The organism is Nocardioides furvisabuli, from assembly GCF_021083185.1.
Classification (GTDB): domain Bacteria; phylum Actinomycetota; class Actinomycetes; order Propionibacteriales; family Nocardioidaceae; genus Nocardioides; species Nocardioides furvisabuli.
Map to the genome: position 1 here is coordinate 201,468 of NZ_JAIGQB010000003.1, position 20,181 is coordinate 221,648.

The 20,181-nt window shown below is 70.9% G+C and carries 18 protein-coding genes and 2 tRNA genes; 6 read left to right on the plus strand and 14 right to left on the minus strand.

Going from position 1 to position 20,181, the window contains the following annotated elements; genetic code table 11:
• Nucleotides 1–10: 10 nt before the first annotated feature.
• From K4G59_RS07385 to pknB, 4 genes are read left to right on the plus strand one after another with little or no spacing between them, the layout of a single operon-like run.
• Complete coding sequence (locus K4G59_RS07385; protein ID WP_231250322.1) at nucleotides 11–1,414, plus strand: FtsW/RodA/SpoVE family cell cycle protein; 1,404 nt, start codon at nucleotides 11–13, stop codon at nucleotides 1,412–1,414.
• Entirely contained in the window at nucleotides 1,411–2,871 is a 1,461-nt protein-coding gene (locus tag K4G59_RS07390) for a peptidoglycan D,D-transpeptidase FtsI family protein (protein WP_231250323.1), read from the plus strand. The genes K4G59_RS07385 and K4G59_RS07390 overlap by 4 nt, the downstream gene beginning before the upstream one ends.
• Nucleotides 2,868–4,343 (plus strand): serine/threonine protein kinase, encoded by a 1,476-nt coding sequence (locus K4G59_RS07395; protein ID WP_231250324.1) that lies wholly within the window; start codon nucleotides 2,868–2,870, stop codon nucleotides 4,341–4,343. Before K4G59_RS07390 ends, K4G59_RS07395 begins: the two co-directional genes overlap by 4 nt.
• Entirely contained in the window at nucleotides 4,340–6,157 is a 1,818-nt protein-coding gene (pknB, locus tag K4G59_RS07400) for a Stk1 family PASTA domain-containing Ser/Thr kinase (protein WP_231250325.1), read from the plus strand. Before K4G59_RS07395 ends, pknB begins: the two co-directional genes overlap by 4 nt.
• Before the next feature lie 13 nt (nucleotides 6,158–6,170).
• Here the strand turns inward: pknB and K4G59_RS07405 are convergent, their stop codons facing one another.
• Nucleotides 6,171–6,923: a DUF881 domain-containing protein gene (locus K4G59_RS07405; RefSeq protein WP_231250326.1), complete on the minus strand. Its 753-nt coding sequence runs from the start codon at nucleotides 6,921–6,923 to the stop codon at nucleotides 6,171–6,173.
• A 95-nt stretch (nucleotides 6,924–7,018) separates the two neighbouring features.
• On the opposite strand from K4G59_RS07405, the gene K4G59_RS20430 reads away from it, so the two are divergent.
• Nucleotides 7,019–7,471, plus strand: a complete 453-nt coding sequence (locus tag K4G59_RS20430) for a cell division protein CrgA (protein ID WP_231250327.1) — start codon at nucleotides 7,019–7,021, stop codon at nucleotides 7,469–7,471.
• Nucleotides 7,472–7,881: 410 nt separating this feature from the next.
• Here the strand turns inward: K4G59_RS20430 and K4G59_RS07415 are convergent, their stop codons facing one another.
• Nucleotides 7,882–8,841, minus strand: coding sequence for a rhomboid family intramembrane serine protease (locus K4G59_RS07415; protein ID WP_231250328.1), 960 nt, complete (start codon nucleotides 8,839–8,841; stop codon nucleotides 7,882–7,884).
• 24 nt (nucleotides 8,842–8,865) lie between these two features.
• Nucleotides 8,866–9,378 (minus strand): peptidylprolyl isomerase, encoded by a 513-nt coding sequence (locus K4G59_RS07420; RefSeq protein ID WP_231250329.1) that lies wholly within the window; start codon nucleotides 9,376–9,378, stop codon nucleotides 8,866–8,868.
• A gap of 150 nt (nucleotides 9,379–9,528) precedes the next feature.
• On the opposite strand from K4G59_RS07420, the gene K4G59_RS07425 reads away from it, so the two are divergent.
• Complete coding sequence (locus K4G59_RS07425; protein ID WP_231250330.1) at nucleotides 9,529–10,314, plus strand: hypothetical protein; 786 nt, start codon at nucleotides 9,529–9,531, stop codon at nucleotides 10,312–10,314.
• A 96-nt stretch (nucleotides 10,315–10,410) separates the two neighbouring features.
• On the opposite strand, the gene K4G59_RS07430 is transcribed toward K4G59_RS07425, so the two are convergent.
• The 11 genes from K4G59_RS07430 to gyrB all read right to left on the minus strand — a co-directional run bounded on the left by K4G59_RS07430 (nucleotide 10,411) and on the right by gyrB (nucleotide 20,173).
• Nucleotides 10,411–11,430: a 1-acyl-sn-glycerol-3-phosphate acyltransferase gene (locus K4G59_RS07430; RefSeq protein ID WP_231250331.1), complete on the minus strand. Its 1,020-nt coding sequence runs from the start codon at nucleotides 11,428–11,430 to the stop codon at nucleotides 10,411–10,413.
• Nucleotides 11,427–12,302 (minus strand): patatin-like phospholipase family protein, encoded by an 876-nt coding sequence (locus K4G59_RS07435; protein ID WP_231250332.1) that lies wholly within the window; start codon nucleotides 12,300–12,302, stop codon nucleotides 11,427–11,429. Before K4G59_RS07435 ends, K4G59_RS07430 begins: the two co-directional genes overlap by 4 nt.
• A gap of 18 nt (nucleotides 12,303–12,320) precedes the next feature.
• Nucleotides 12,321–12,701 (minus strand): DUF3817 domain-containing protein, encoded by a 381-nt coding sequence (locus K4G59_RS07440; protein ID WP_207083332.1) that lies wholly within the window; start codon nucleotides 12,699–12,701, stop codon nucleotides 12,321–12,323.
• A gap of 23 nt (nucleotides 12,702–12,724) precedes the next feature.
• Complete coding sequence (locus tag K4G59_RS07445; RefSeq protein WP_231250333.1) at nucleotides 12,725–13,450, minus strand: SURF1 family protein; 726 nt, start codon at nucleotides 13,448–13,450, stop codon at nucleotides 12,725–12,727.
• A 55-nt stretch (nucleotides 13,451–13,505) separates the two neighbouring features.
• Nucleotides 13,506–14,177, minus strand: a complete 672-nt coding sequence (gene leuE / locus K4G59_RS07450; protein WP_231250334.1) for a leucine efflux protein LeuE — start codon at nucleotides 14,175–14,177, stop codon at nucleotides 13,506–13,508.
• A gap of 82 nt (nucleotides 14,178–14,259) precedes the next feature.
• Nucleotides 14,260–14,335 (minus strand) — tRNA-Ala (locus tag K4G59_RS07455).
• 20 nt (nucleotides 14,336–14,355) lie between these two features.
• Nucleotides 14,356–14,481, minus strand: coding sequence for a DLW-39 family protein (locus K4G59_RS07460; RefSeq protein ID WP_231250335.1), 126 nt, complete (start codon nucleotides 14,479–14,481; stop codon nucleotides 14,356–14,358).
• Nucleotides 14,482–14,516: 35 nt separating this feature from the next.
• A tRNA-Ile gene (locus K4G59_RS07465) sits at nucleotides 14,517–14,590 on the minus strand.
• A 128-nt stretch (nucleotides 14,591–14,718) separates the two neighbouring features.
• The gene (locus tag K4G59_RS07470) at nucleotides 14,719–15,264 is read right to left on the minus strand and encodes a DUF3566 domain-containing protein (protein WP_231250336.1); all 546 of its coding nucleotides are present in this window, start codon (nucleotides 15,262–15,264) and stop codon (nucleotides 14,719–14,721) included.
• 3 nt (nucleotides 15,265–15,267) lie between these two features.
• A complete protein-coding gene (gyrA, locus tag K4G59_RS07475) occupies nucleotides 15,268–17,994 on the minus strand; it encodes a DNA gyrase subunit A (protein ID WP_231250337.1) in 2,727 nt (908 codons plus the stop codon).
• Nucleotides 17,995–18,052: 58 nt separating this feature from the next.
• Nucleotides 18,053–20,173, minus strand: coding sequence for a DNA topoisomerase (ATP-hydrolyzing) subunit B (gene gyrB / locus K4G59_RS07480; protein ID WP_372461804.1), 2,121 nt, complete (start codon nucleotides 20,171–20,173; stop codon nucleotides 18,053–18,055).
• Nucleotides 20,174–20,181 lie beyond the last annotated feature (8 nt).

Consider the following 20,181-nt stretch of genomic DNA (forward strand, 5'->3'; position numbering starts at 1 on the left):
GGGTGCTGCGATGAGCCAGACCGGGACCCTGATGGGCTTCGTGCACCGGCGCCGCCGGGGCGCGGAGCTGTTCCTGCTCGTCCTCGCCCTCGCGGTCGGCATCGGCGCCTACGCCGCCGTCGGCCTGGGCCTCGAGGGCCAGGTGCCGGCCGACATCGTCGGCTACGGCGGCTGGCTCACCGCGCTGATCGTCGCCGCCCACGTGACGGTGCGCATCGTCGCGCCGTACGCCGACCCGGTGCTGCTGCCGCTGGTGGCCGCGCTCAACGGGTTCGGCCTGGCCATCCTCCGCCGCCTCGACATCACCTACGAGGCGCTCGACGACCCGCACACCTTCGCCCGCCAGCAGCTGGTGTGGATGACCCTCGGCGTCGTGCTCTTCATCGTCACGCTGGTGCTCATGCGCGACCACCGCGTGCTCCAGCGCTTCACCTACACCGCCGGCCTGACCGGCATCGTGCTGCTCGTCCTGCCGTTCCTCCCGCTGATCGGCCGCGAGATCAACGGTGCCCGCATCTGGATCAACGTCGCCGGCTTCAGCTTCCAGCCGGGCGAGGTGGCGAAGGTGATGCTGGTGATCGCCTTCTCCGGCTACCTCGTCCTGCACCGCGACGCCCTCGCGCTGGCGGGCCGGCGCGTGGTCTTCGTCGACCTCCCGCGCGGGCGCGACCTGGGCCCGATCATGGCGATGTTCGGCATCTCGATGATGATCCTGGTCCTCCAGAACGACCTGGGCTCCTCGCTGCTGTTCTTCGGCCTCTTCCTGGCCATGCTCTACGTCGCCACCGAGCGGCCCGGCTGGCTGGTCGTGGGAGCGGCCCTGTTCGCTGCCGGTGCGCTGGCGGCGTACACCTTCGTCGGCAACGTGCAGAACCGCTTCAACTTCTGGCTGGACCCGCTCGACTACTACGACGACTCGCCCGGCAGCTTCCAGCTCGTCGAGGCGCTCTTCGGGCAGGGGTGGGGCGGGCTGATCGGCCGCGGGTTCGGAGACGGCTTCCCCGAGCGCGTGCCCTTCGCCTACTCCGACTTCATCGTCTCCACGATCGGTGAGGAGCTCGGCCTGACCGCGGTCATGGCGATCGTGCTCTGCTACGGCCTGATCGTCGAGCGCGCGCTGCGCATCGCGCTGATCTCCCGCGACGGCTTCGGCAAGCTGATGGCCGTGGGCCTCGGCGCGATCTTCGCCCTCCAGGTCTTCGTCGTCATCGGTGGCGTCACGGGCCTCATCCCGTTGACCGGCCTCACCACCCCGTTCCTGTCCTACGGAGGCTCCTCGCTGGTCGCCAACTGGGTGGTCATCGCCCTCCTGCTGCGCATCTCCGACCAGGCCCGGCGCCCGGCCCCGCGCCTGGACCCGGTCGACGAGTCGGCCGCCGACAGCGAGCACACCCAGGTGGTGAAGCTGCGGTGAACAAGCCCATCCGTGTCGTCGCGGTCTTCTGCCTCGTCCTCTTCATGGCGCTGCTGGTCAACTCGACCTACCTGATGTACGTCCGCGCCGGCGAGCTGTCGGAGGACCCGCGCAACCGCCGCATCCTCACCGCGACCTACTCGCGCGAGCGCGGGGCGATCCTGGTGGGCGACGACGCGATCGCGCGCAGCGTGTCGTCCAACGACAAGTACCGCTTCCAGCGGACCTACTCCGAGCCCTTCAAGTACGCCCCTGTCACCGGCTACTTCGCCTACTTCAGCCAGACCGGCGTCGAGCGTTCCCAGAACCCGGTCCTCTCCGGCGACGACTCGCGCCTGTTCGTGACGCGCCTCGTCGACATGCTCAGCAACGGCGACCCCAAGGGCGGCAACGTCCAGCTGACCCTCGACGCGGCCGCGCAGGACGCTGCGTGGAACGGCCTCGAGGCGCTCCCGGGCGAGGCCCAGGGTGCGGTGGTCGCCCTCGAGCCGACGACCGGCCGGGTCCTGGCGATGGCATCGACGCCGAGCTACGACCCCAATGTCCTGGCCTCGCACGACTTCGGTGCGGTGAGCGAGGCGAGCGAACGCCTCAACGACGACCCGCGCGAGCCGCTGATCAACCGCACGATCGGCACCACCCTGCCTCCGGGGTCGACCTTCAAGCTCGTCACCGCGGCGGCCGCGATCGAGTCGGGCAACTACGACGCCGACTCGATGGTGCCCGGGGGCTTCCGCTACCAGCTGCCCCAGTCGTCGACCACCATCGGCAACTACGACGGCGGCAACTGCGGCGGGCGCCGGATCACGATGACCCAGGCGCTGCAGGTGTCCTGCAACGTCACCTTCCTGAGCCTCGCCAACGAGCTCGGCACCGAGGCGATGGCCGAGCAGGCCGAGGCGTTCGGCTTCAACGGCACCTCGCTGGAGGACCTGGCGGGACAGGCGCAGTCGCTCTACCCGCGGGACATGGACGCACCGCAGACCGCGATGTCCGGCATCGGCCAGTCCAGCGTCACCGCCACCCCGCTGCAGATGGCCATGGTGGCGGCCGCCATCGCCAACGACGGTGACGTCATGCGGCCCTACGTCGTCGACGAGGTCCGCGCGCCCAACCTGTCGGTCCTCGACCGCACCGACCCCGAGACCATCAGCAAGGCGATCTCCAGCACCACCGCGGACGAGCTGACGCGGATGCTGGTCGCCACGGTCGACTCCGGCACCGCCACCCCCGCGCAGATCCCGGGCGTCGAGGTCGCCGGCAAGACCGGCACGGCGCAGTCGACCGCCGACCGCCCGCCCTACGCCTGGTTCGTCTCCTTCGCCCCGGCCAACGACCCGAAGGTCGCGGTCGCGGTGCTCGTGCAGTCCAGCGACACCTCGCCCGACGAGATCGGCGGCGGCGCCCTTGGCGGACCGATCGCCAAGGCGGTCATGGAGGCGGTGATCAACCGGTGACCACCCTGGCCCCGGGCGCCCACGTCGACGACGCCCGCCGCTACGTCCTCGAGTCCCGCATCGCGACCGGCGGCATGGGCGAGGTCTGGTCGGCACGCGACACCGTGCTCGACCGCGCCGTCGCGGTGAAGGTGCTCAAGACCGAGTACGCCGACGACGCGCTCTTCCGCACCCGCTTCGAGACCGAGGCCCGCCACGCCGCAGCGCTCCACCACCCGGGCATCGCGTCGGTCTTCGACTACGGCGAGAGCTCCCTCGACGACGGCTCGGCGACCCCGCGCCCCTACCTCGTGATGGAGCTCGTCGAGGGCCAGCCGCTCTCCGCGCTGCTGCGTCCCGACGCCCCCCTCGACCCCGCGGCCGCGCAGGACCTCCTCGCCCAGGCCGCCGTCGCGCTCGGCGTCGCCCACGCCGCGGGCATCGTGCACCGCGACGTCAAGCCCGCCAACCTCCTCGTCACGCCCGACCGCCGGGTCAAGGTCACCGACTTCGGCATCGCGCGCGCCGCCGAGGGCATGGCGCTGACCAGGACCGGCGAGGTGATGGGCACGCCCGCCTACATCTCCCCCGAGCAGGCCGAGGGCGGCACAGCGAGCGCCGCCTCCGACGTCTACTCCCTCGGCGTGGTCGCCTTCGAGTGCCTGGCCGGACGCAAGCCCTTCGTCGCCGACAGCGCCGTGGCCACGGCGATCGCCCACCTGCGCAGCCCGGTGCCCGACCTGCCCGCCTCGGTCCCTGGCGACCTCGCTGCCGTCGTACGCCGTGCGCTGTCCAAGGCGCCCGAGGACCGCTACGCCGACGGGGCCGAGCTCGCCCGCGCGCTGCGTGAGCCCGCCGGGGCGGCGACCGTGGTCGCGCCGGCCGTGGTGCCGCCGGCCGGCTCCTCGACGCAGGTGATGCCAGCCGTGGCGCCCGCCGCGCCCGCCGCCTCTGCTCCTGCCCCCGCTCCCGCCCCCACTCCTGACCGACGGAGTACGCCGGTGCCATGGCCGCTGCTGCTCGGCATCGCCGCCGTGCTCGCGGCGGTGCTGCTGGCCGTGTGGCTCGGCACCCGCGAGGACACCGACCCCGGTCCTGACCGGACCGACACCCCCTCGCAGACGTCCGAGCCGTCGCAGACGCCGACCGAGACGCCCACGGAGACCGCGACCGAGACTCCGACGGAGACTCCGACCGAGACGCCCACGGAGACCCCGAGCGAGACGGAGTCGCCGGAGCCTGCGACCGTCGAGGTCGATCCGGCGGCCTTTGTCGGGCGCGACCGCAAGGACGTGGAGAAGGAGCTGCGCGACCTCGGCCTCGAGCCGACGCCGGTGGAGCTGGAGAACCCCGGCGACCAGCCCGAGGGCATCGTGGCCTCGGTGGAGCCGAGCGGCACCCTCCAGGAGGGCGACACGGTGACGGTGAGCTACTGGGCGAAGGTGCCGCCGGGCCAGCAGAAGCAGGACGACGGAGAGGGCGACGAGGGATGACGCAGCCGGAGCCGACGCTGATCGGCGGCCGCTACGAGCTCGGTGAGCTGCTCGGCCGCGGGGGCATGGCTGAGGTCCGCAAGGGCAAGGACCAGCGCCTGGGCCGCACGGTCGCGGTCAAGCGGCTGCGCACCGACCTGGCCAGCGACGCCACCTTCCAGGCGCGGTTCCGTCGCGAGGCCCAGTCCTCGGCGTCCCTGAACCACCCGGCCATCGTCTCGACCTACGACACCGGCGAGGAGATGGCCACCGACGGCTCGGGCGTCGCCCAGCCCTACATCGTCATGGAGTGCATCGAGGGACGCACGCTACGCGACATCCTGCGCGAGGGGCGCAAGATCCTGCCCGAGCGGGCTCTCGAGATCACCGCCGGCGTGCTGTCCGCTCTCGACTACAGCCACCGCGCGGGGATCATCCACCGCGACATCAAGCCCGGCAACGTGATGCTCACCCCGTCCGGTGACGTCAAGGTGATGGACTTCGGCATCGCGCGCGCGATCTCCGACGCCTCCTCCACGATGACCCAGACCGCGGCCGTGGTGGGCACCGCTCAATACCTCTCCCCCGAGCAGGCCCGCGGCGAGACCGTCGACTCGCGCTCGGACGTCTACTCCACCGGCTGCATGCTCTACGAGCTCCTCACCGGCCGCCCACCGTTCGTCGGCGACAGCCCGGTGGCCGTGGCCTACCAGCACGTCCGCGAGCCGGCCTCCCCGCCGTCGGACCTCGACGACCAGCTCGACCCCGAGATCGATGCGATCGTGATGAAGTCGCTGGCCAAGCGGGTCGAGGACCGCTACCAGAGCGCCGCGGCGATGAAGGCCGACATCGAGCGCTACCTGTCCGGCCACCCGATCCAGGCGCCCGCGGTCCTTCCCGCCGCGGCCGACACCCAGTACGTCCCCGCGGCACCGCCCGCGGACGCTACCACCACGATGACCGCCGCGCCGCCGCCCCGGCAGGGCCAGGAGCAGCAGTCGTCCGGCGGGCGTACGGCGTGGTGGGTGCTGGGCGGGCTCCTCCTCGTGCTCCTCCTCGGCTTCGGCGCCTACCTGCTCAACGGGGTGCTCTTCGAGGACGCGCCCGAGCGCGACCCCGTCCCCAACCTGGTCGGGCTGACCGACGACGAGGCCCGGCTGGCGATCGCCGATGCCGGACTCCGGGTCGGCCGGGTCACCCGGGAGACCTCCGAGACCGTCGAGGCCGACCGGGTCATCGAGCAGCGACCCAACCGTGACGTCTTCGTCGACCCCGGCACCTCGGTCGACTTCGTGCTCTCCCTCGGGCAGCCCGAGGTCGAGGTGCCCAACGTGGTCGGCAGCCTCCGCGCCGACGCCCGGGCCCAGCTCATCGCGTTGGGCCTGCGGGTCCGCTTCCAGGCCGAGGACTCCGACGAGGACCGCAACGAGGTCCTGCGCACCGAGCCCGCCGCCGGCACCTCGGTGGGCGAGAACACCGCGATCACGGTCGTGTTCTCCGACGGCCCCGAGCAGGTGCCGGACGTCCGCGGCCTGCAGCAGCGTCAGGCCGAGCGGGCGATCCGCGAGGCCGGCTTCGTCGCCGACGTGCGCACCGACCCGGCATCCACCGAGCCGAAGGGCACGGTCGTCGACCAGATCCCCGTCGACGGCACGCTCGACCAGGGCAGCACCGTGACGATCTTCGTCTCCGCCTTCGAGGAGCCGACCGAGACGCCCACGGAGACCCCGACCGAGACGCCGGTGCCCACCGAGACGCCCACCGAGACCCCGACCGAGACGCCGGTGCCCACCGAGACGCCGACCACGCCTTCCGGACGGGTCTCGCGCGACTGATCGGGTGCGGCCCTCAGCCGTCGACGGCCGTCGCGTAGGTGAGGTCGAGCAGCCCGGTGTAGGCAGGAGCAACCGCCGAGTCGAGCGCGGTCATGTCCCAGAAGACGCCGCCCCCGGCGATCTGGGTGTCGTCGCGGTAGGCGGCGATGACGGGGTCCGTGACCAGCTCGGTCTCGATCGCCGTCTGGTCCCCGATGCCCACGATGACGTACGGCGGGGAGTAGGGAAGTCCATGGAGGGTCACCTGGCTGCCCTCGCACTTGATGCCGGTCGTCGAGATCAGCCGCTGGCCCTGGATCGTCACCGCCGTCGCGCCGGCGCTCCACATCGCGTTGGCCACCGCCTGGATGTCCTGCTGGTGCACGACGAGGTCGTTGGGGTTGCCTTCGTAGGCTCCGCGCGCCTCGATCGTGGCGTCGTCGAGGGTGACCTGGACGGCCGCCCCCGTCTTCTCCGTCAGCCCGGCCGGGTCGACGAGCGTGGCGATCTCGTCCTGCACCCGGCCGACCGACCGGTCGCCGAGCTGGGTGCTGAGCGCCTCGACCTCGGCGTTGAGTGCCGCGACCCGCTCGGTGAGGTCGCCGGTCTCGTCGCGCTCGGCGCGCACCACGGAGGCGAGATCGGTGAGGCGGCCACCGCGCAGGTCGAGGCCGTCGCTCTGCTCCGCGCTCACCGCGAAGAGCACGCCGCTCAGCAGCACCACCACCGGCGTCGCCACCCGCCAGAGGCGGTGGCGTGCGGGGCGCACGTGTGACTGGGGCGACATGCCGACTACGCTAACCCCCCGTCGGGTGCTACACCGCCTCGGCGAGGCGTCGACGTACGCCGACGAACCGCATCAGCCAAGCCACAGGAGCAGTAGTGTCGAAGTCCACGACGGTCACCACCGGGGAGAAGCGCTCGCTCGTCACCCCCAGGTTCCTGATCAGTCTCCTCCTGGTCGTCGCCGGCATCGGCTGGATCGTCTACTACTACGTCGGCCCCCGCGGCAACCCGCTCGCCTTCCCGCCCGTCGAGGGCTCGCCCAAGGCCATCGCCGACCTCGGGAGGTGGAACTACGCCATCGGCTTCGGCCTGCTCATGCTCGGCCTCATGGTGTCCGCACACCCCTCGACCCCCCTCGGCCGCGGCCGAGGCGTCGTGGTCGGCATGCTGGGCTGCTTCCTGGTCGGGCTGATCTGGATCTGCACCTTCTACGTCTTCTCCAACGACCTCTCCAGCCTGTGGGTCATGAACGACCTCGGGCAGTGGAACCTGGTCGTCGGCATCGCCTTCATGGCAGTCGGCTTCAGCTTCGCGACCAAGTGGGAGTAGGTTCTCCTTCGGCCCGGTAGCACGGGCCCCGCGCCTCGAGCGGTGAGTGAGGCGCCTTCCTGGGGAAGGGAAGGCGTCTCTCTCACCGCTCGAGTCGATTTCGGGGTCCCGGCGCGGTCGGTGTACGCCCCGCGCCGGGGTTGTCAGGCTCTCCCTGAGGTTGTCAGGCCGTGCAGAGGCCGACAACCTCGGGGATCCCCGGTCAGCCGGGGATCCCAAGAGCACGACAGGCGCCAGCCCTCGCACACCTGTGCGGATCTCCACACTGTGGACAATCCCTGTGGAGAATTACACGCCTGTAGTTATCCACACCTGTGTGCACACCTGTGGAACAACAGCGGACGCAGCTCGGCCCCCGCTCCACGTCGTACGACGCAGGGCGGGGGCCGATGTTCGGGTGCCGGCGGGCGTCAGGCGAGCGCGAGACCTCGCGCGAGGGCGATCGCCACCAGCACGACGGTCAGCAGGCCGAGGCCGGTCCACTGCACCACGGTGCGCTTCGAGCGCGGGGCGTAGGCGATCACGGCCGCGGCTGCCGCACCGGCGACGAAGCCGCCGAGGTGGCCCTGCCAGGAGATGCCACCGACGACCAGTCCGTAGACGCTGATCGCGACACCGAGACCGAGGTTCTGCAGGAGCGCCCGGGAGTCCAGCCGCGCCTTGCGGGCCACCACGAGCAGGGCTCCGAGGAGACCGAAGAGGGCGCCGGAGGCCCCGACGGTCGAGCCCGACGGGTTGCTGAGCAGCATCACGGCCGCCGAGCCGCCGACCGCACTGATGAGGTAGACGCCCAGGTAGCGGGTGCGGCCGATGATGGCCTCGAGGGCGGGTCCGAAGATCAGCAGGGCGAACATGTTCATCGCTACGTGCCAGATCTCCACATGGGTGAAGGCACTCGTGATCAGCTGCCACCACGCGCCGTCGGCCACGCCTGCGTGCCACACCCCGTCACCGCCGGGGACCAGGTTGCAGGAAGTCTCGCTCGGCAGGCCGGGGTAGTACTGGTTGGGCGCCGACCGCGACCCGCAGCTGCCGGTCGGGGAGAGCGCCAGCAGGTCGGCGACCCGCGAGAGGCGAGCACCGGTGGCGGTGATCGCGAGCCAGACGACGGCGTTGATGCCGATCAGGACGTACGTCGTCAGGCGGGGGTCGGCGCTGCGCTCCCCGCCGTACATCGCGCGGTTCTGGCGCGAGCTCTTGTTCGCCTCCTTGACGCAGTCGGGGCACTGGAAGCCCACGGCGGCGTCGCGCATGCAGTCGGGGCAGATCGGCTTGTCGCAGCGCTGGCAGCGGATCCACGTCTCGCGACCGGAGTGCCGGTAGCAGATGGGCACCCCGGTCGCGGGCGGGTCCTCGGACGGTTGGGTCATGAGGAGGAGGTGATCAGGTCTGCGTCAGCGCTCGACGGTGACCGACTCGATGACGACCGGCTCCTGCGGGCGGTCCATCGCACCGGTCGGGCTGGTCGCGATGGCGTCGACCACGTCGCGGCTGGCCTGGTCGGCCACCTCGCCGAAGATCGTGTGCTTGCGGTTGAGCCACGGGGTGGCGCCGACGGTGATGAAGAACTGCGAGCCGTTGGTGCCCGGGCCGGCGTTGGCCATGGCGAGCAGGTAGGGCTTGTCGAAGACGAGCTCGGGGTGGGTCTCGTCCTTGAACGTGTAGCCCGGGCCGCCCGTACCGGTGCCGAGCGGGCAGCCGCCCTGGATCATGAAGCCCTCGATGACCCGGTGGAAGCCGAGGCCGTCGTAGTACTTCTCGCCGCTTCGGCCCGCGTCGTCGCGGTAGTCCTTGGTGCCCTCGGCGAGGCCGACGAAGTTGTCGACGGTCTCGGGGGCGTGGTTCGGGAAGAGGTCGATGACGATGTCGCCCCGGTTGGTCTTCAGGGTCGCCTTCATGTCGGCCATGGGATGTGCCTCTCAGCTGTCTGTGGGGGTGGGCCTCACTGGCCCGCGTGCGCCTCGATCCTGCCACGCACCGCCACCCACCCGGACGGGGCTGGTCGCCTCAGGGTGGGCATGGTGAGATGGAGCCACAACTGACAGAGGAGGTCACGCATGCCTTTCCGCCGCAAGAAGTCCCTCATGGACCGGGCACACGACTACGTCGAGCAGGTCTCAGAGACCGTTCTGCCCCACCTGGAGTCCGCGTGGGAACAGGCCGTGGACAAGGCCGGGCCCGTCATCACCGACGCGCGCGAGAAGACCCAGCCGCTCATCGCCGAGGGCCGTGCCCTCGCCGCCGAGAAGGCGTCCGTGGGCGCCGCGCTCGCGAGCGAGAAGGCCGCCGAGGCCCGTGAGAAGGCCGCACCGCTCCTGGCCGAGGCCAGGGCCACCGCCAGCGAGAAGGCGTCCGTGGGCGCCGCCCTCGCTGCCGAGCGCGCCGCGGCCAGCCGCGACGTCGCGGCCGCGAAGGTCAACGAGCTGCGCGGCATCGAGCCCGAGCCCAGCGGGGGCCGGCTCAAGAAGCTCCTGCTGCTGGGCGGCCTGCTCGCCCTGGGCGGCGTGGTGTTCAGCAAGCTCCGCGCCAAGCAGGACGCCGAGGCCAACTGGCAGTCGAGCTACGTCCCCCCGGCCCCGCCGGCGGCACCTTCGACCCCCCAGGCACCGGCCGCGGCCCCGGTCACGCCGGCCACCACGTCCGGTGACCCGCTGACCGACCCGCTGACCGACGAGGTCACCGCGGACGACGTCGTCACCGCCGAGCCCCCGGCTGCCGACGACACCGGTGGCGGCGCACCCGGCGAGGCGATCAGCGACCAGGCGGAGGAGGCCCACGAGGCCACCACCCCCGACGCGCCGGCCGACGTCATCGACATCGACGACGCGCCGCACGAGAAGTAGCACCACCGCGACATCGCTTCGGGCGGTGTCCTGGCCACACCCCGCACGCCGGGGACGTGGCTGGGGCACCGCCCGGTGTGCGTCCGGACGCCGCGCTCAGGGGCCGTCCGGTGGCCGGTTGGCCTCGATCCACTTGTCGATCTGCTCCCACCAGCCGTAGAGCCACTCGATCCGCTCCTCGCGGTCCTCGGGGATCTCCGCGCGCGAGACCTGCCACCACCGCATGGTGATCTGCTTGTCCATCGGCAGCTCGCGCCACAGGTCGCTCACCGTCACCAGGTGGTCGAGCCCGGTGTGGGCGACCATCAGCACGTCGGCGTCCGGTGCCGCCTCCAGCGCTGCCAGCACTCCGCCCGGACGTGGAGCCAGCACGTGGATCATCTCCTCCGCGCGCACCGCCATCCGCTCGAGGCCGAGCTTGCGGAGCCGCGCGATCCCGCGGTCGCGGCGCTCAGGGGTGAAGTTGCCGCCCTCGGGGAAGATCACGAAGGCGTCGTTGTCGTCCAGGCCGGTGGCCAGCGCGGCGATCTGCGACTCCAGGTCCTCGCCCGCGGCCGGGTTCGGTGAGATGAAGCGCGCCGGGATGCGGTTGAGGATCACGTCGATCGCGGGGTCCCACGCGAGGGTGTTCCTCAGGACCACCCGCGGCTCGCGGTGGTACCAGTGCAGCAGGGCGTACATCAGGATGAACGAGTCACCCGGGCCCGCGTGGCGGCACATGACCAGCACTGGGCCGTCCGGATGACGGGTCGGGTGCGGACCGTCGGTGCGGATGTGCAGGGCCAAGACGCGCCGGGCCTCGCGGAAGAAGACGATGAGCGTGCCCTGCACGAGGTCGTAGTGGATGCCGGCGAAGTAAGGCGAGCGGATCCGCCACCCGAAGCCGCTGGCGAGCCAAAGGCCCAGCAGCACGACGAGCAGCAGCGTCTCGAAGCTCAGGTAGACCACGACGAGCCACAGCAGCCGCAGCGCGCGCCAGCGGCCCGGCAGCACCGGTGCGAGGGCAGCGGCGACGAGCAGCCAGGCCGGCAGGGTCACCCACAGCAGCACGGTGAGCGTGATCACCGTCGGCGCGACGACGAGGCGGCGCAGGGCCCCGACGCCCGGGTGGCTCACGGCCGGGAGCCCTCGGCCGGCCCGAGGGCCTCGTCGAGGTAGTCGCGGGAGGCGGCGTACGTCGCCTCGATGCGCGCCTCGACGCTCCCGAAGTCACGGTGCGAGAGCAGCGAGTCGTCGCGCGCGGACGTGCCGCCGGCCGGGAGGACGTGGGCCTCGACGCCCTCGGGGATGGTCGCCATGTCGCGCATGAAGCGGTGGCGCCTGGCCACCTCGAAGCTGACCCGGGCGACGTCCCACGGCCGGGTGGGCGGCGCGAGCGGCCGGTCGATGCGGCCGACCTGGAGCACGAAGACCCGCGTCGCGCCGAGCTCGACGGCCCGGCCGACGGGGATGGAGTTCACCAGGCCCCCGTCGAGGAAGTGCTCGCCGTCGATCTCGGCAGGCGGCAGGAGACCGGGCACGGCGGCGCTGGCCAGGATGGCGGGCACGAGCGGGCCGCTGGTGAACCAGTGCTCCGCCGCGCGCTCGATGCTGGCGGCGCAGACCTCCAGGCGCACCGGGAGGTCCTCGAAGCGGGCGTCGCCGAGCTCTTCGGTCAGCCGCCGCCGCAGCGGCGCCGAGGAGTAGATGTGGGTGCCGGTGGCGACGGCCCGGCGGACCGTGCGCAGCGGCCGGTCGCCGTAGACGTCGCGGGACCGTGCGGTGGAGGCCCACAGCTCGGTGAGCCGCTCCACGACGGCGGGCTCGGGCTGACGTGCCACCAGCGCGCCGTTGAGCGCCCCGACGCTCGTGCCGACGACCAGGTCGGGCACGATCTCGCGCTCCAGCAGCGCGCGGAGCATGCCGACCTCGACGGCGCCGAGGACGCCGCCACCGCCGAGCACGAAGGCGGTGGTGCCGCTGGTCGAGGAGGGACGAAGTCCCGTCACGAGACCCGGGTCTCCACGTCAGGCCAGCTCGGGGTGCTCCGCGCGCACCCGCTGCGTCGCGCGGTGCTCGGCCCAGAACGACAGCACCGGGATGGTGCCGCACGCCAGGGTGACCAGCGTGAACGGCAGGTCCCAGCCGGCCCGGCGCGAGAGCGCGAAGGCGCTGAAGAGGAAGATCATGTAGAGCCAGCCGTGCGCGACACCGAGGTAGGTCGTGATGACCTCGCCCAGGTTGTTGAGGTCGGAGCCGGTGGTCACCCAGGCGGGCGTGCTGTCGAAGACGCCCCACATCGGGGAGCCGTCGAAGTTGGCCAGCGGGACGCCGACCAGGCAGAGCACCACGAGGAGGACACCGACGATGGTGGCCATGACGCGGTAGGCGGTGAGGTTGCGGGACACGGCGCCAAGGTATCGGGTGCCGCCTACCCCGCTGACGGGGAGATCTCGGGAGCGGTCGCGTCCCGGCGCCAGCGCCACCAGATGAAGGCGGCGAAGCCCCCGAACACCCACCACTCCACGGCGTAGAGCAGGTTGCGGATGCCGGTCGCGCGGCTCGGGGTGGGCAGTGCCTCGAGCTCGGCGGCCTCCAGGCCGTCGGCGGGCTCCTGGGCGATGAGGTAGGCGGAGTAGAGGTCGACGTCCACCCGCTGCACGGCGTCCGCGACGCGGATCTCGGGGAAGACGTCGTCATCGGGGTCGTCGTCGGTGACCAGGCTGCCGTCGGGGGCCTGCAGCCACCCGGTCAGCTCCGCCTCGCCGGTGACCGCCAGCAGGTCGGCCTCGGGCTCGGGGGCCCAGCCGCGTACGACGAGCACGGCCGCGTCGCCCATCTGGAGGGGGTCGACGGCCCAGTAGCCCGACCGGCCGCCCTGCTCCCGGTCGGCGACCCAGAAGCCACCGTCCAGCCACTCGCCGGCGACCTCCACCGGTCGGCCGAGGTCGGGCGCGGGGAACGGGTCGTCGTTGCCCATCACGTCGGTCAGCGGCACGGGCGCGATGCCGGTCAGGTCGCGGGCCTCGGCCTCCCGGCTGGCCTGCCAGGCGTCGTACTGCCACTTCCCGAGGAGCCCGGCGATCCCGACGAGCACGAGCGTGAGGACCACCGCACCGAGGTCGGTCAACAGGCCGGGCCGGCGGGAGGTGCTCACGGGCTCGATTGTCCCAGCCGTCCGGTGAGCGCCGTCCGCCGCCTGCAGGGGGACGTCAGGCGGAGGCGAGCGCGAGCTTCACCGCGAAGCCGAGGAAGACCGCACCCACGGCCGACGTGGCGCCGGCCGAGAGCGCCGTACGCCGTCGGAACGCGTCGGCCAGCCGGGTGCCGGCCACGATCAGGACGCTGAGGTACGCCGCGCTCGCGAGGGTGGCGAGGACCCCCAGCGCGAGGAACGAGATCACCGGGTGGGCGTAGGACGGGTCGACGAACTGCACGAAGAACGCGACGAAGAAGAGGATCGCCTTGGGGTTGAGCAGGCTGATCACCAGCGCCCGGCGGTAGGGCCGCTCACCCTTCGCGCTCGGCACCAGGCCGGCCTCCTCGGAGGCGTCGGCGATCTGCTCGGCGACCGTGCGGCGCGAGCGCCACGTGGCCCACGCCGCGCGCATCATCCCGATCGCGAGCCACAGCAGGTAGGAGGCGCCGATCCACTTGACCGCGCTGAACGCCGTCTCGTTGGCCTTCAGCAGCGACGCCACCCCTGCGGCGGAGAGCGTCATCAGCACGGCGTCACCGGTCCAGACGCCCGCCGCGGCGGCGTACCCGCTGCGCACCCCTCGCCGCGCGGCCACCGAGAGGACGTAGAGCGAGTTCGGTCCGGGCAGCAGGATGATGAGGATCAGGCCGACGAGGTAGGTCGGGAGGTCGGTGATGCCCAGCACGGGACCAGTGTGGGCCCGGCGGGTCTGTGACGACGACCGATTTCGAGGCGTGGTCCGCGTCGCGCTCGTGGGACGTCGGGAGTGGTGGAGCCTAGGGGACTCGAACCCCTAACCCCCTGCTTGCAAAGCAGGTGCGCTACCAATTGCGCCAAGGCCCCCGGTGGAGCGGGGTGGAGCGTCAGGCCTTCTCGACGGTGTCGGTCGCCTCGGCCCAGAGAGCCTGCTCGTGCCTGCCCTCGTCCATCTTCTTCTTCGCGACCAGCGCGCCGGCGGCAGCGAGGGTGATCAGCAGGACCTTCTTCATGGACTCTCCTCGTGATGCGGAGCGAAGGGATGGAGTGGGCCTAGGAGGACTTGAACCTCCGACCTCTTCCTTATCAGGGAAGCGCTCTAACCGTCTGAGCTATAGGCCCGCACACGTCGCAAGCGACGACGCCGAAGATTACCTGAGGGTGGTCAGGCGGTGCCAATCGAGGGGGGTCGGTTTCGAGGCTTGCTGCGCTCGCACCTCAACCACCGAGACCCCAGGAGGACCGTCAGATCACTTCTCGTCCTCGGCGAGGGTGACCTCGATGCCTCCGAGGAGGGCGGCGGCGAGGTTGTAGAGGAAGGCGGTCAGCGTGGCGATCGCCGTGAGCAGGACCACGTCGAGCACCGAGACGATCAGCGTGAAGCCGAGCACCCGCGACATGCCGACGTAGTCGGTGATGTCGAAGGTCGAGTTGCCGCTGTCGCCCTCGACGATGCTCGCCACGGCCGAGTTGATCGAGTCCCACACGCCGGCGGCGCCGAGCACGGACCACACCATGAAGATCGCGACGAAGGTGACCACACCGAAGGCGACCGACAGCAGGAACGACGTCTTCATCACCGACCAGGGGTCGATGCGGGTCAGTCGCAGCCGGGCGCGGCGGGGCTGGCGGCCCGACGCACGGCGGGCGCGGTTGCCGCGCGGCGCCTTGGAGTCGGCGTTGGCGCGGTGCTCCTCGGCAGCGTTGGACAGCGTGTCCTGCAGGCGTCCGGTGAGGGACCTGCGGGCAGGCTCATCCCCGGACGTACGACGCGGAGTCGCGGTGCGGTCCGACATGGATCACTCCTCGGTGTCTTCGTCGGCGCCCAGGTCGTCGGACACCGGGACGCTCGCGTCAGCGGCGTCCTGAGCCTCGATTGTTGCACCGTCGGCCACGTCCTGCGATTCGCCGACCGGGACGTCGGCTCCGTCGGCGCTCGTGTCCACGCCCGCTGCCTCGGCCGCCTCCTCGACGACCTTCGCCTCCACGGAGCGGGCCACGACGGCCACGGTGTCGCCCTTCTTCGGCGTCACGAACTTCACGCCCATCGTCGAGCGGCCGGTGGGACGGAAGTTGGCGTCGATCGGGCTGCGCACCACCTGACCACTGCTGGTGATGGAGAGGACCTCGTCCTCCTCCTCCACGATGAAGGCGCCCACCAGGCCACCGCGGTCCTCGTTCGACAGCGACATCGCCTTGATGCCGATACCGCCACGGGACTGCAGGCGGTAGTCGCTGATGCGGCTGCGCTTGGCGAAGCCGCCGTCGGTGATCGTGAAGACGTACTGCTCCTTGACCTCCTCCGAGGTGGCTGCGTCGCCCTCGACGGCCTCCTCGGCCGCGACCTGGTCGGCGCGGATGACCGACATCGACAGCAGCGAGTCGCCGTCGCGGAACTTCATGCCGCGCACACCGCCGGTGGCGCGGCCCATCGGGCGCAGCTGCTCGTCGTCGGCCTTGAAGCGGATCGACTGGCCCTTGCGGGAGACCAGCAGGATGTCGTCGTCGCCGTTGACCAGCTCGGCCCCGATCAGCTCGTCGTCGTCCTCGCGGAAGTTGATCGCGATGACGCCTGCCTGACGCGGCGAGTTGTAGTCGCCGAGCTTGGTCTTCTTGACCAGCCCGGTCCGGGTGGCGAGCACGAGGTAGGGGGCCTGCTCGTAGTCGCGGATCGCCAGCACCTGGGCGATGTCCTCGTTGGGCTGGAAGCTCAGCAGGCCGGCGACGTGGCCGCCCTTCGCGTCGCGCGCCGCCTCGGGCAGGTTGTAGGCCTTGGTGCGGTAGACACGACCGGCCGTGGTGAAGAACAGCAGCCAGTGGTGGTTGGTGGTGGCGATGAAGTGCTGCACCACGTCGTCACCGCGCAGGGTCGCGCCGCGCACGCCCTTGCCGCCACGCTTCTGCAGGCGGTACTGGTCGGCGCGGGTGCGCTTGGCGTAGCCGCCACGGGTGATGGAGACGACGAGGTCCTCGTCGGGGATCAGGTCCTCCATCGACAGGTCGCCGTCGGCGGCGATGATCTGCGTACGCCGCTCGTTGCCGTACTTGTCGGTGATCTCCTTCAGCTCGTCGGAGACGATCTGGCGCTGGCGCGGCTCGTTGGCGAGGATGTCCTCGAGGTCGGCGATGACGCGCTCGAGGTCGGCGAGACGGTCCATGATCTTCTGGCGCTCCAGCGCCGCGAGACGGCGCAGCTGCATCTCGAGGATCGCGTTGGCCTGCACCTCGTCGATGTCGAGCAGCGCGATGAGGCCGCTGCGGGCCTCCTCGACGTCGGGGCTGCGACGGATCAGCGCGATGACCTCGTCGAGGGCGTCGAGCGCCTTCGCGAGACCGCGGTAGATGTGGGCCTGGCGCTCGGCCTCGGCGAGGCGGAAGCGCGTACGCCGCTGGATGACCTCGATCTGGTGGGTGACCCAGTTGGAGATGAACTGGTCGATCGGGAGCGTGCGCGGCACACCGTCGACCAGCGCCAGCATGTTGGCGGAGAAGTTGGTCTGGAGCTCGGTGTGCTTGAAGAGGTTGTTGAGCACCACGCGGGCCACCGCGTCGCGCTTGAGGATGATCACCAGGCGCTGCCCGGTGCGCGAGCTGGTGTCGTCGCGCACGTCGGAGATGCCCTGGATGCGCCCGGAGTCGGCGAGCTCGGCGATCTTCAGCGCCAGGTTGTCCGGGTTGACCATGTAGGGGAGCTCGCTGATGACGAGCATCGTGCGGCCCTTGGCGTCCTCGTCGATCTCGACGACCGCGCGCTGGGTGATCGAGCCGCGACCGGTGCGGTAGGCCTGCTCGATGCCCTGGCGGCCCACGATCAGCGCGCCGTTGGGGAAGTCGGGGCCCTTGATCCGCTCGATGACGGCGTCCTGCAGCTCCTCCTTGGTGGCGTCGGGGTGCTCGAGCGCCCAGGTCGCGGCCTCGGAGACCTCGTGGAGGTTGTGCGGCGGGATGCTGGTCGCCATGCCGACCGCGATGCCGGCCGAGCCGTTGACCAGCAGGTTCGGGAAGCGCGAGGGGAGGATGGTCGGCTCCTGCGAGCGACCGTCGTAGTTGGGGCGGAAGTCGACGGTGTCCTCGTCGATGTCGCGCACCATCTCCATCGCCAGCGGCGCCATCCGGCACTCGGTGTAGCGCATGGCGGCGGCGGAGTCGTTGCCCGGCGAGCCGAAGTTGCCCTGGCCGTTGATCAGCGGCGAGCGCAGCACCCACGGCTGCGCGAGGCGGACCATGGTGTCGTAGATCGCGGTGTCGCCGTGGGGGTGGTACTGACCCATCACGTCGCCGACGACGCGCGAGCACTTCGAGAAGCCGCGGTCGGGGCGGTAGCCGCCGTCGTACATCGCGTAGAGGATGCGGCGGTGCACCGGCTTCAGCCCGTCGCGTACGTCGGGCAGCGCGCGCCCGACGATCACGGTCATCGCGTAGTCGATGTAGGACTGCTGCATCAGCGTCTGCAGCTCGATCGGCTGGATGCGGTCGTCGCCGAACCCGAAGCCGCCTGCGCCGGTGCCGGTGGGGGTCTCAGTCATGTGGTTCTCTCCTGCGTTCTAGGGATGTCTAGGGCTGCTCGTAGAAACGGCTAGCGGCCTAGATATCCAAGAAACGGACGTCCTTGGCGTTGCGCTGGATGAAGGAGCGGCGCTGCTCGACGTCCTCGCCCATCAGGATCGAGAAGATCTCGTCGGCCTGCGCGGCGTCCTCGAGGCCGACCTGCTTCATCAGGCGGGCGTCGGGGTCCATCGTGGTCTCCCACAGCTCGTCGGCGTTCATCTCGCCGAGACCCTTGTAGCGCTGGACCGGGTTCTCCTTGGGCAGCTTCTTGCCCTGGGCCTGGCCGTCGGCGAGCAGCGCGTCGCGCTCGGCGTCGGAGTAGACGAACTCGTGCTCGGCCGGCTTGTTCCACCGCAGGCGGTAGAGGGGCGGCTGGGCCATGTAGACGTAGCCGTGCTCGATGAGTGGCTTCATGAAGCGGAAGAGCAGCGTCAGCAGCAGGGTGTTGATGTGGTGGCCGTCGACGTCGGCGTCGGCCATCATCACGACCTTGTGGTAGCGCAGCTTCTCGAGGTTGAACTCCTCGTGGATGCCGGTGCCGAGCGCGGAGATGATCGCCTGGACCTCGGAGTTGGCGAGCACCTTGTCGATGCGGGCCTTCTCGACGTTGAGGATCTTGCCGCGGATCGGCAGGATCGCCTGGATGCGCGGGTCGCGGCCCTGGCGCGCGGAGCCACCGGCCGAGTCGCCCTCCACGATGAAGACCTCACACTCGGCGGGGTTGGTCGACTGGCAGTCGCTGAGCTTGCCGGGCAGGCCGCCGCCGCCGAGCAGGCCCTTGCGGCCGCGGGCGAGCTCGCGCGCCTTGCGGGCTGCGATGCGGGCGCTGGCCGCGGCCTGCGACTTGCGCACGATGTCACGACCCTCGGCGGGGTTCTGCTCGAACCAGGCACCGAGCTGGTCGTTCATGATCCGCTGGGTGAAGCCCTTGGCCTCGGTGTTGCCGAGCTTGGTCTTGGTCTGGCCCTCGAACTGCGGCTCGGCGAGCTTGATGGAGACGATCGCGGTCAGGCCCTCGCGGATGTCGTCGCCCGAGACGCGGTCCTCCTTCTTCTTGATCAGGCCCCACTCCTCGCCCCAGTGGTTGACCAAGGAGGTGAGGGAGGCGCGGAAGCCCTCCTCGTGGGTGCCGCCCTCGTGGGTGTTGATGTTGTTGGCGAAGGTGTGGACCGACTCGGTGTAGGTGGTGTTCCACTGCATCGCGACCTCGAGGCTCATGTGGTTCTCCACCGACTCAGGGGTGTCGGCCTCGAAGGAGATGACGGTCGCGTTCGCCTTGTCCTTGCGGCGGTTGAGGTGCTCGACGTAGTCGACGAGGCCGCGGTCGTACTTGAAGACCTGCTCGAGACCGCCGGTCTCCGCCCGCTTGATGGCGTCGTGCCCGGCGTTGTCGATCGAGCTGTCCACCGTGTCGTCCTCGATCGCGTCGACGCGCGACTCCGCGTCGGCCCGCTCGTCGCGTACGACGAACTCGACGCCCTTGTTGAGGAAGGCCATCTCGCGCAGGCGCGAGGTGATGGTCTCGAGGTTGTAGGTGGTGTGCTCGAAGATGTCGTCGGAGGCGTACCAGGTCACCGTGGTGCCGGTGCCCTCGCCGTCCTCCAGCGCGCGGACCTGCGCGAGGTCGGCGTCGGGCACGCCGAGCTGGAAGGACTGGCGCCACAGGTGGCCACGGTTCTTCACCTCGGCGACCAGGCGGGTCGACAGCGCGTTGACGACCGAGACGCCGACGCCGTGGAGGCCACCGGACACCTTGTAGCCGCCGCCGCCGAACTTGCCGCCCGCGTGGAGCATCGTCAACGCCATGGTGAGGGCGGGCATCTCCTGGCCGGGCGCGGTGTCGGTGGGGATGCCACGACCGTTGTCCTCGACGCGCACTCCGCCGTCGGCCTGGAGCGTGAGCACGATCCGGGTGGCGTAGCCGGCGAGCGCCTCGTCGACGCCGTTGTCCACGATCTCCCAGATCAGGTGGTGCAGGCCGCGCTCCCCGGTGGAGCCGATGTACATGCCGGGGCGCTTGCGCACCGCCTCGAGGCCTTCGAGCACGGTGATCGCCGAGGCGTCGTACTCGAACGCCTCGTCGACCGCGGTCGACGAGCGCTTCTCCGCCGCGACCTCGCTCGCCTCCTCCTGCGCAGCCTCCACCGCGTCGGCGATGGCCTCGG

Excerpts from the sequence above, each read along its gene's own strand:
- gyrA (WP_231250337.1), bottom strand. The coding sequence starts at position 17,994 with ATGACTGAGACCCCCACCGGCACCGGCGCAGGCGGCTTCGGGTTCGGC.
- K4G59_RS07470 (WP_231250336.1), bottom strand. The coding sequence starts at position 15,264 with ATGTCGGACCGCACCGCGACTCCGCGTCGTACGTCCGGGGATGAGCCT.
- K4G59_RS07425 (WP_231250330.1), top strand. The coding sequence starts at position 9,529 with ATGCCTTTCCGCCGCAAGAAGTCCCTCATGGACCGGGCACACGACTAC.
- K4G59_RS07415 (WP_231250328.1), bottom strand. The coding sequence starts at position 8,841 with ATGACCCAACCGTCCGAGGACCCGCCCGCGACCGGGGTGCCCATCTGC.
- K4G59_RS07385 (WP_231250322.1), top strand. The coding sequence starts at position 11 with ATGAGCCAGACCGGGACCCTGATGGGCTTCGTGCACCGGCGCCGCCGG.
- K4G59_RS07420 (WP_231250329.1), bottom strand. The coding sequence starts at position 9,378 with ATGGCCGACATGAAGGCGACCCTGAAGACCAACCGGGGCGACATCGTC.
- K4G59_RS07405 (WP_231250326.1), bottom strand. The coding sequence starts at position 6,923 with ATGTCGCCCCAGTCACACGTGCGCCCCGCACGCCACCGCCTCTGGCGG.
- K4G59_RS07460 (WP_231250335.1), bottom strand. The coding sequence starts at position 14,481 with ATGAAGAAGGTCCTGCTGATCACCCTCGCTGCCGCCGGCGCGCTGGTC.
- pknB (WP_231250325.1), top strand. The coding sequence starts at position 4,340 with ATGACGCAGCCGGAGCCGACGCTGATCGGCGGCCGCTACGAGCTCGGT.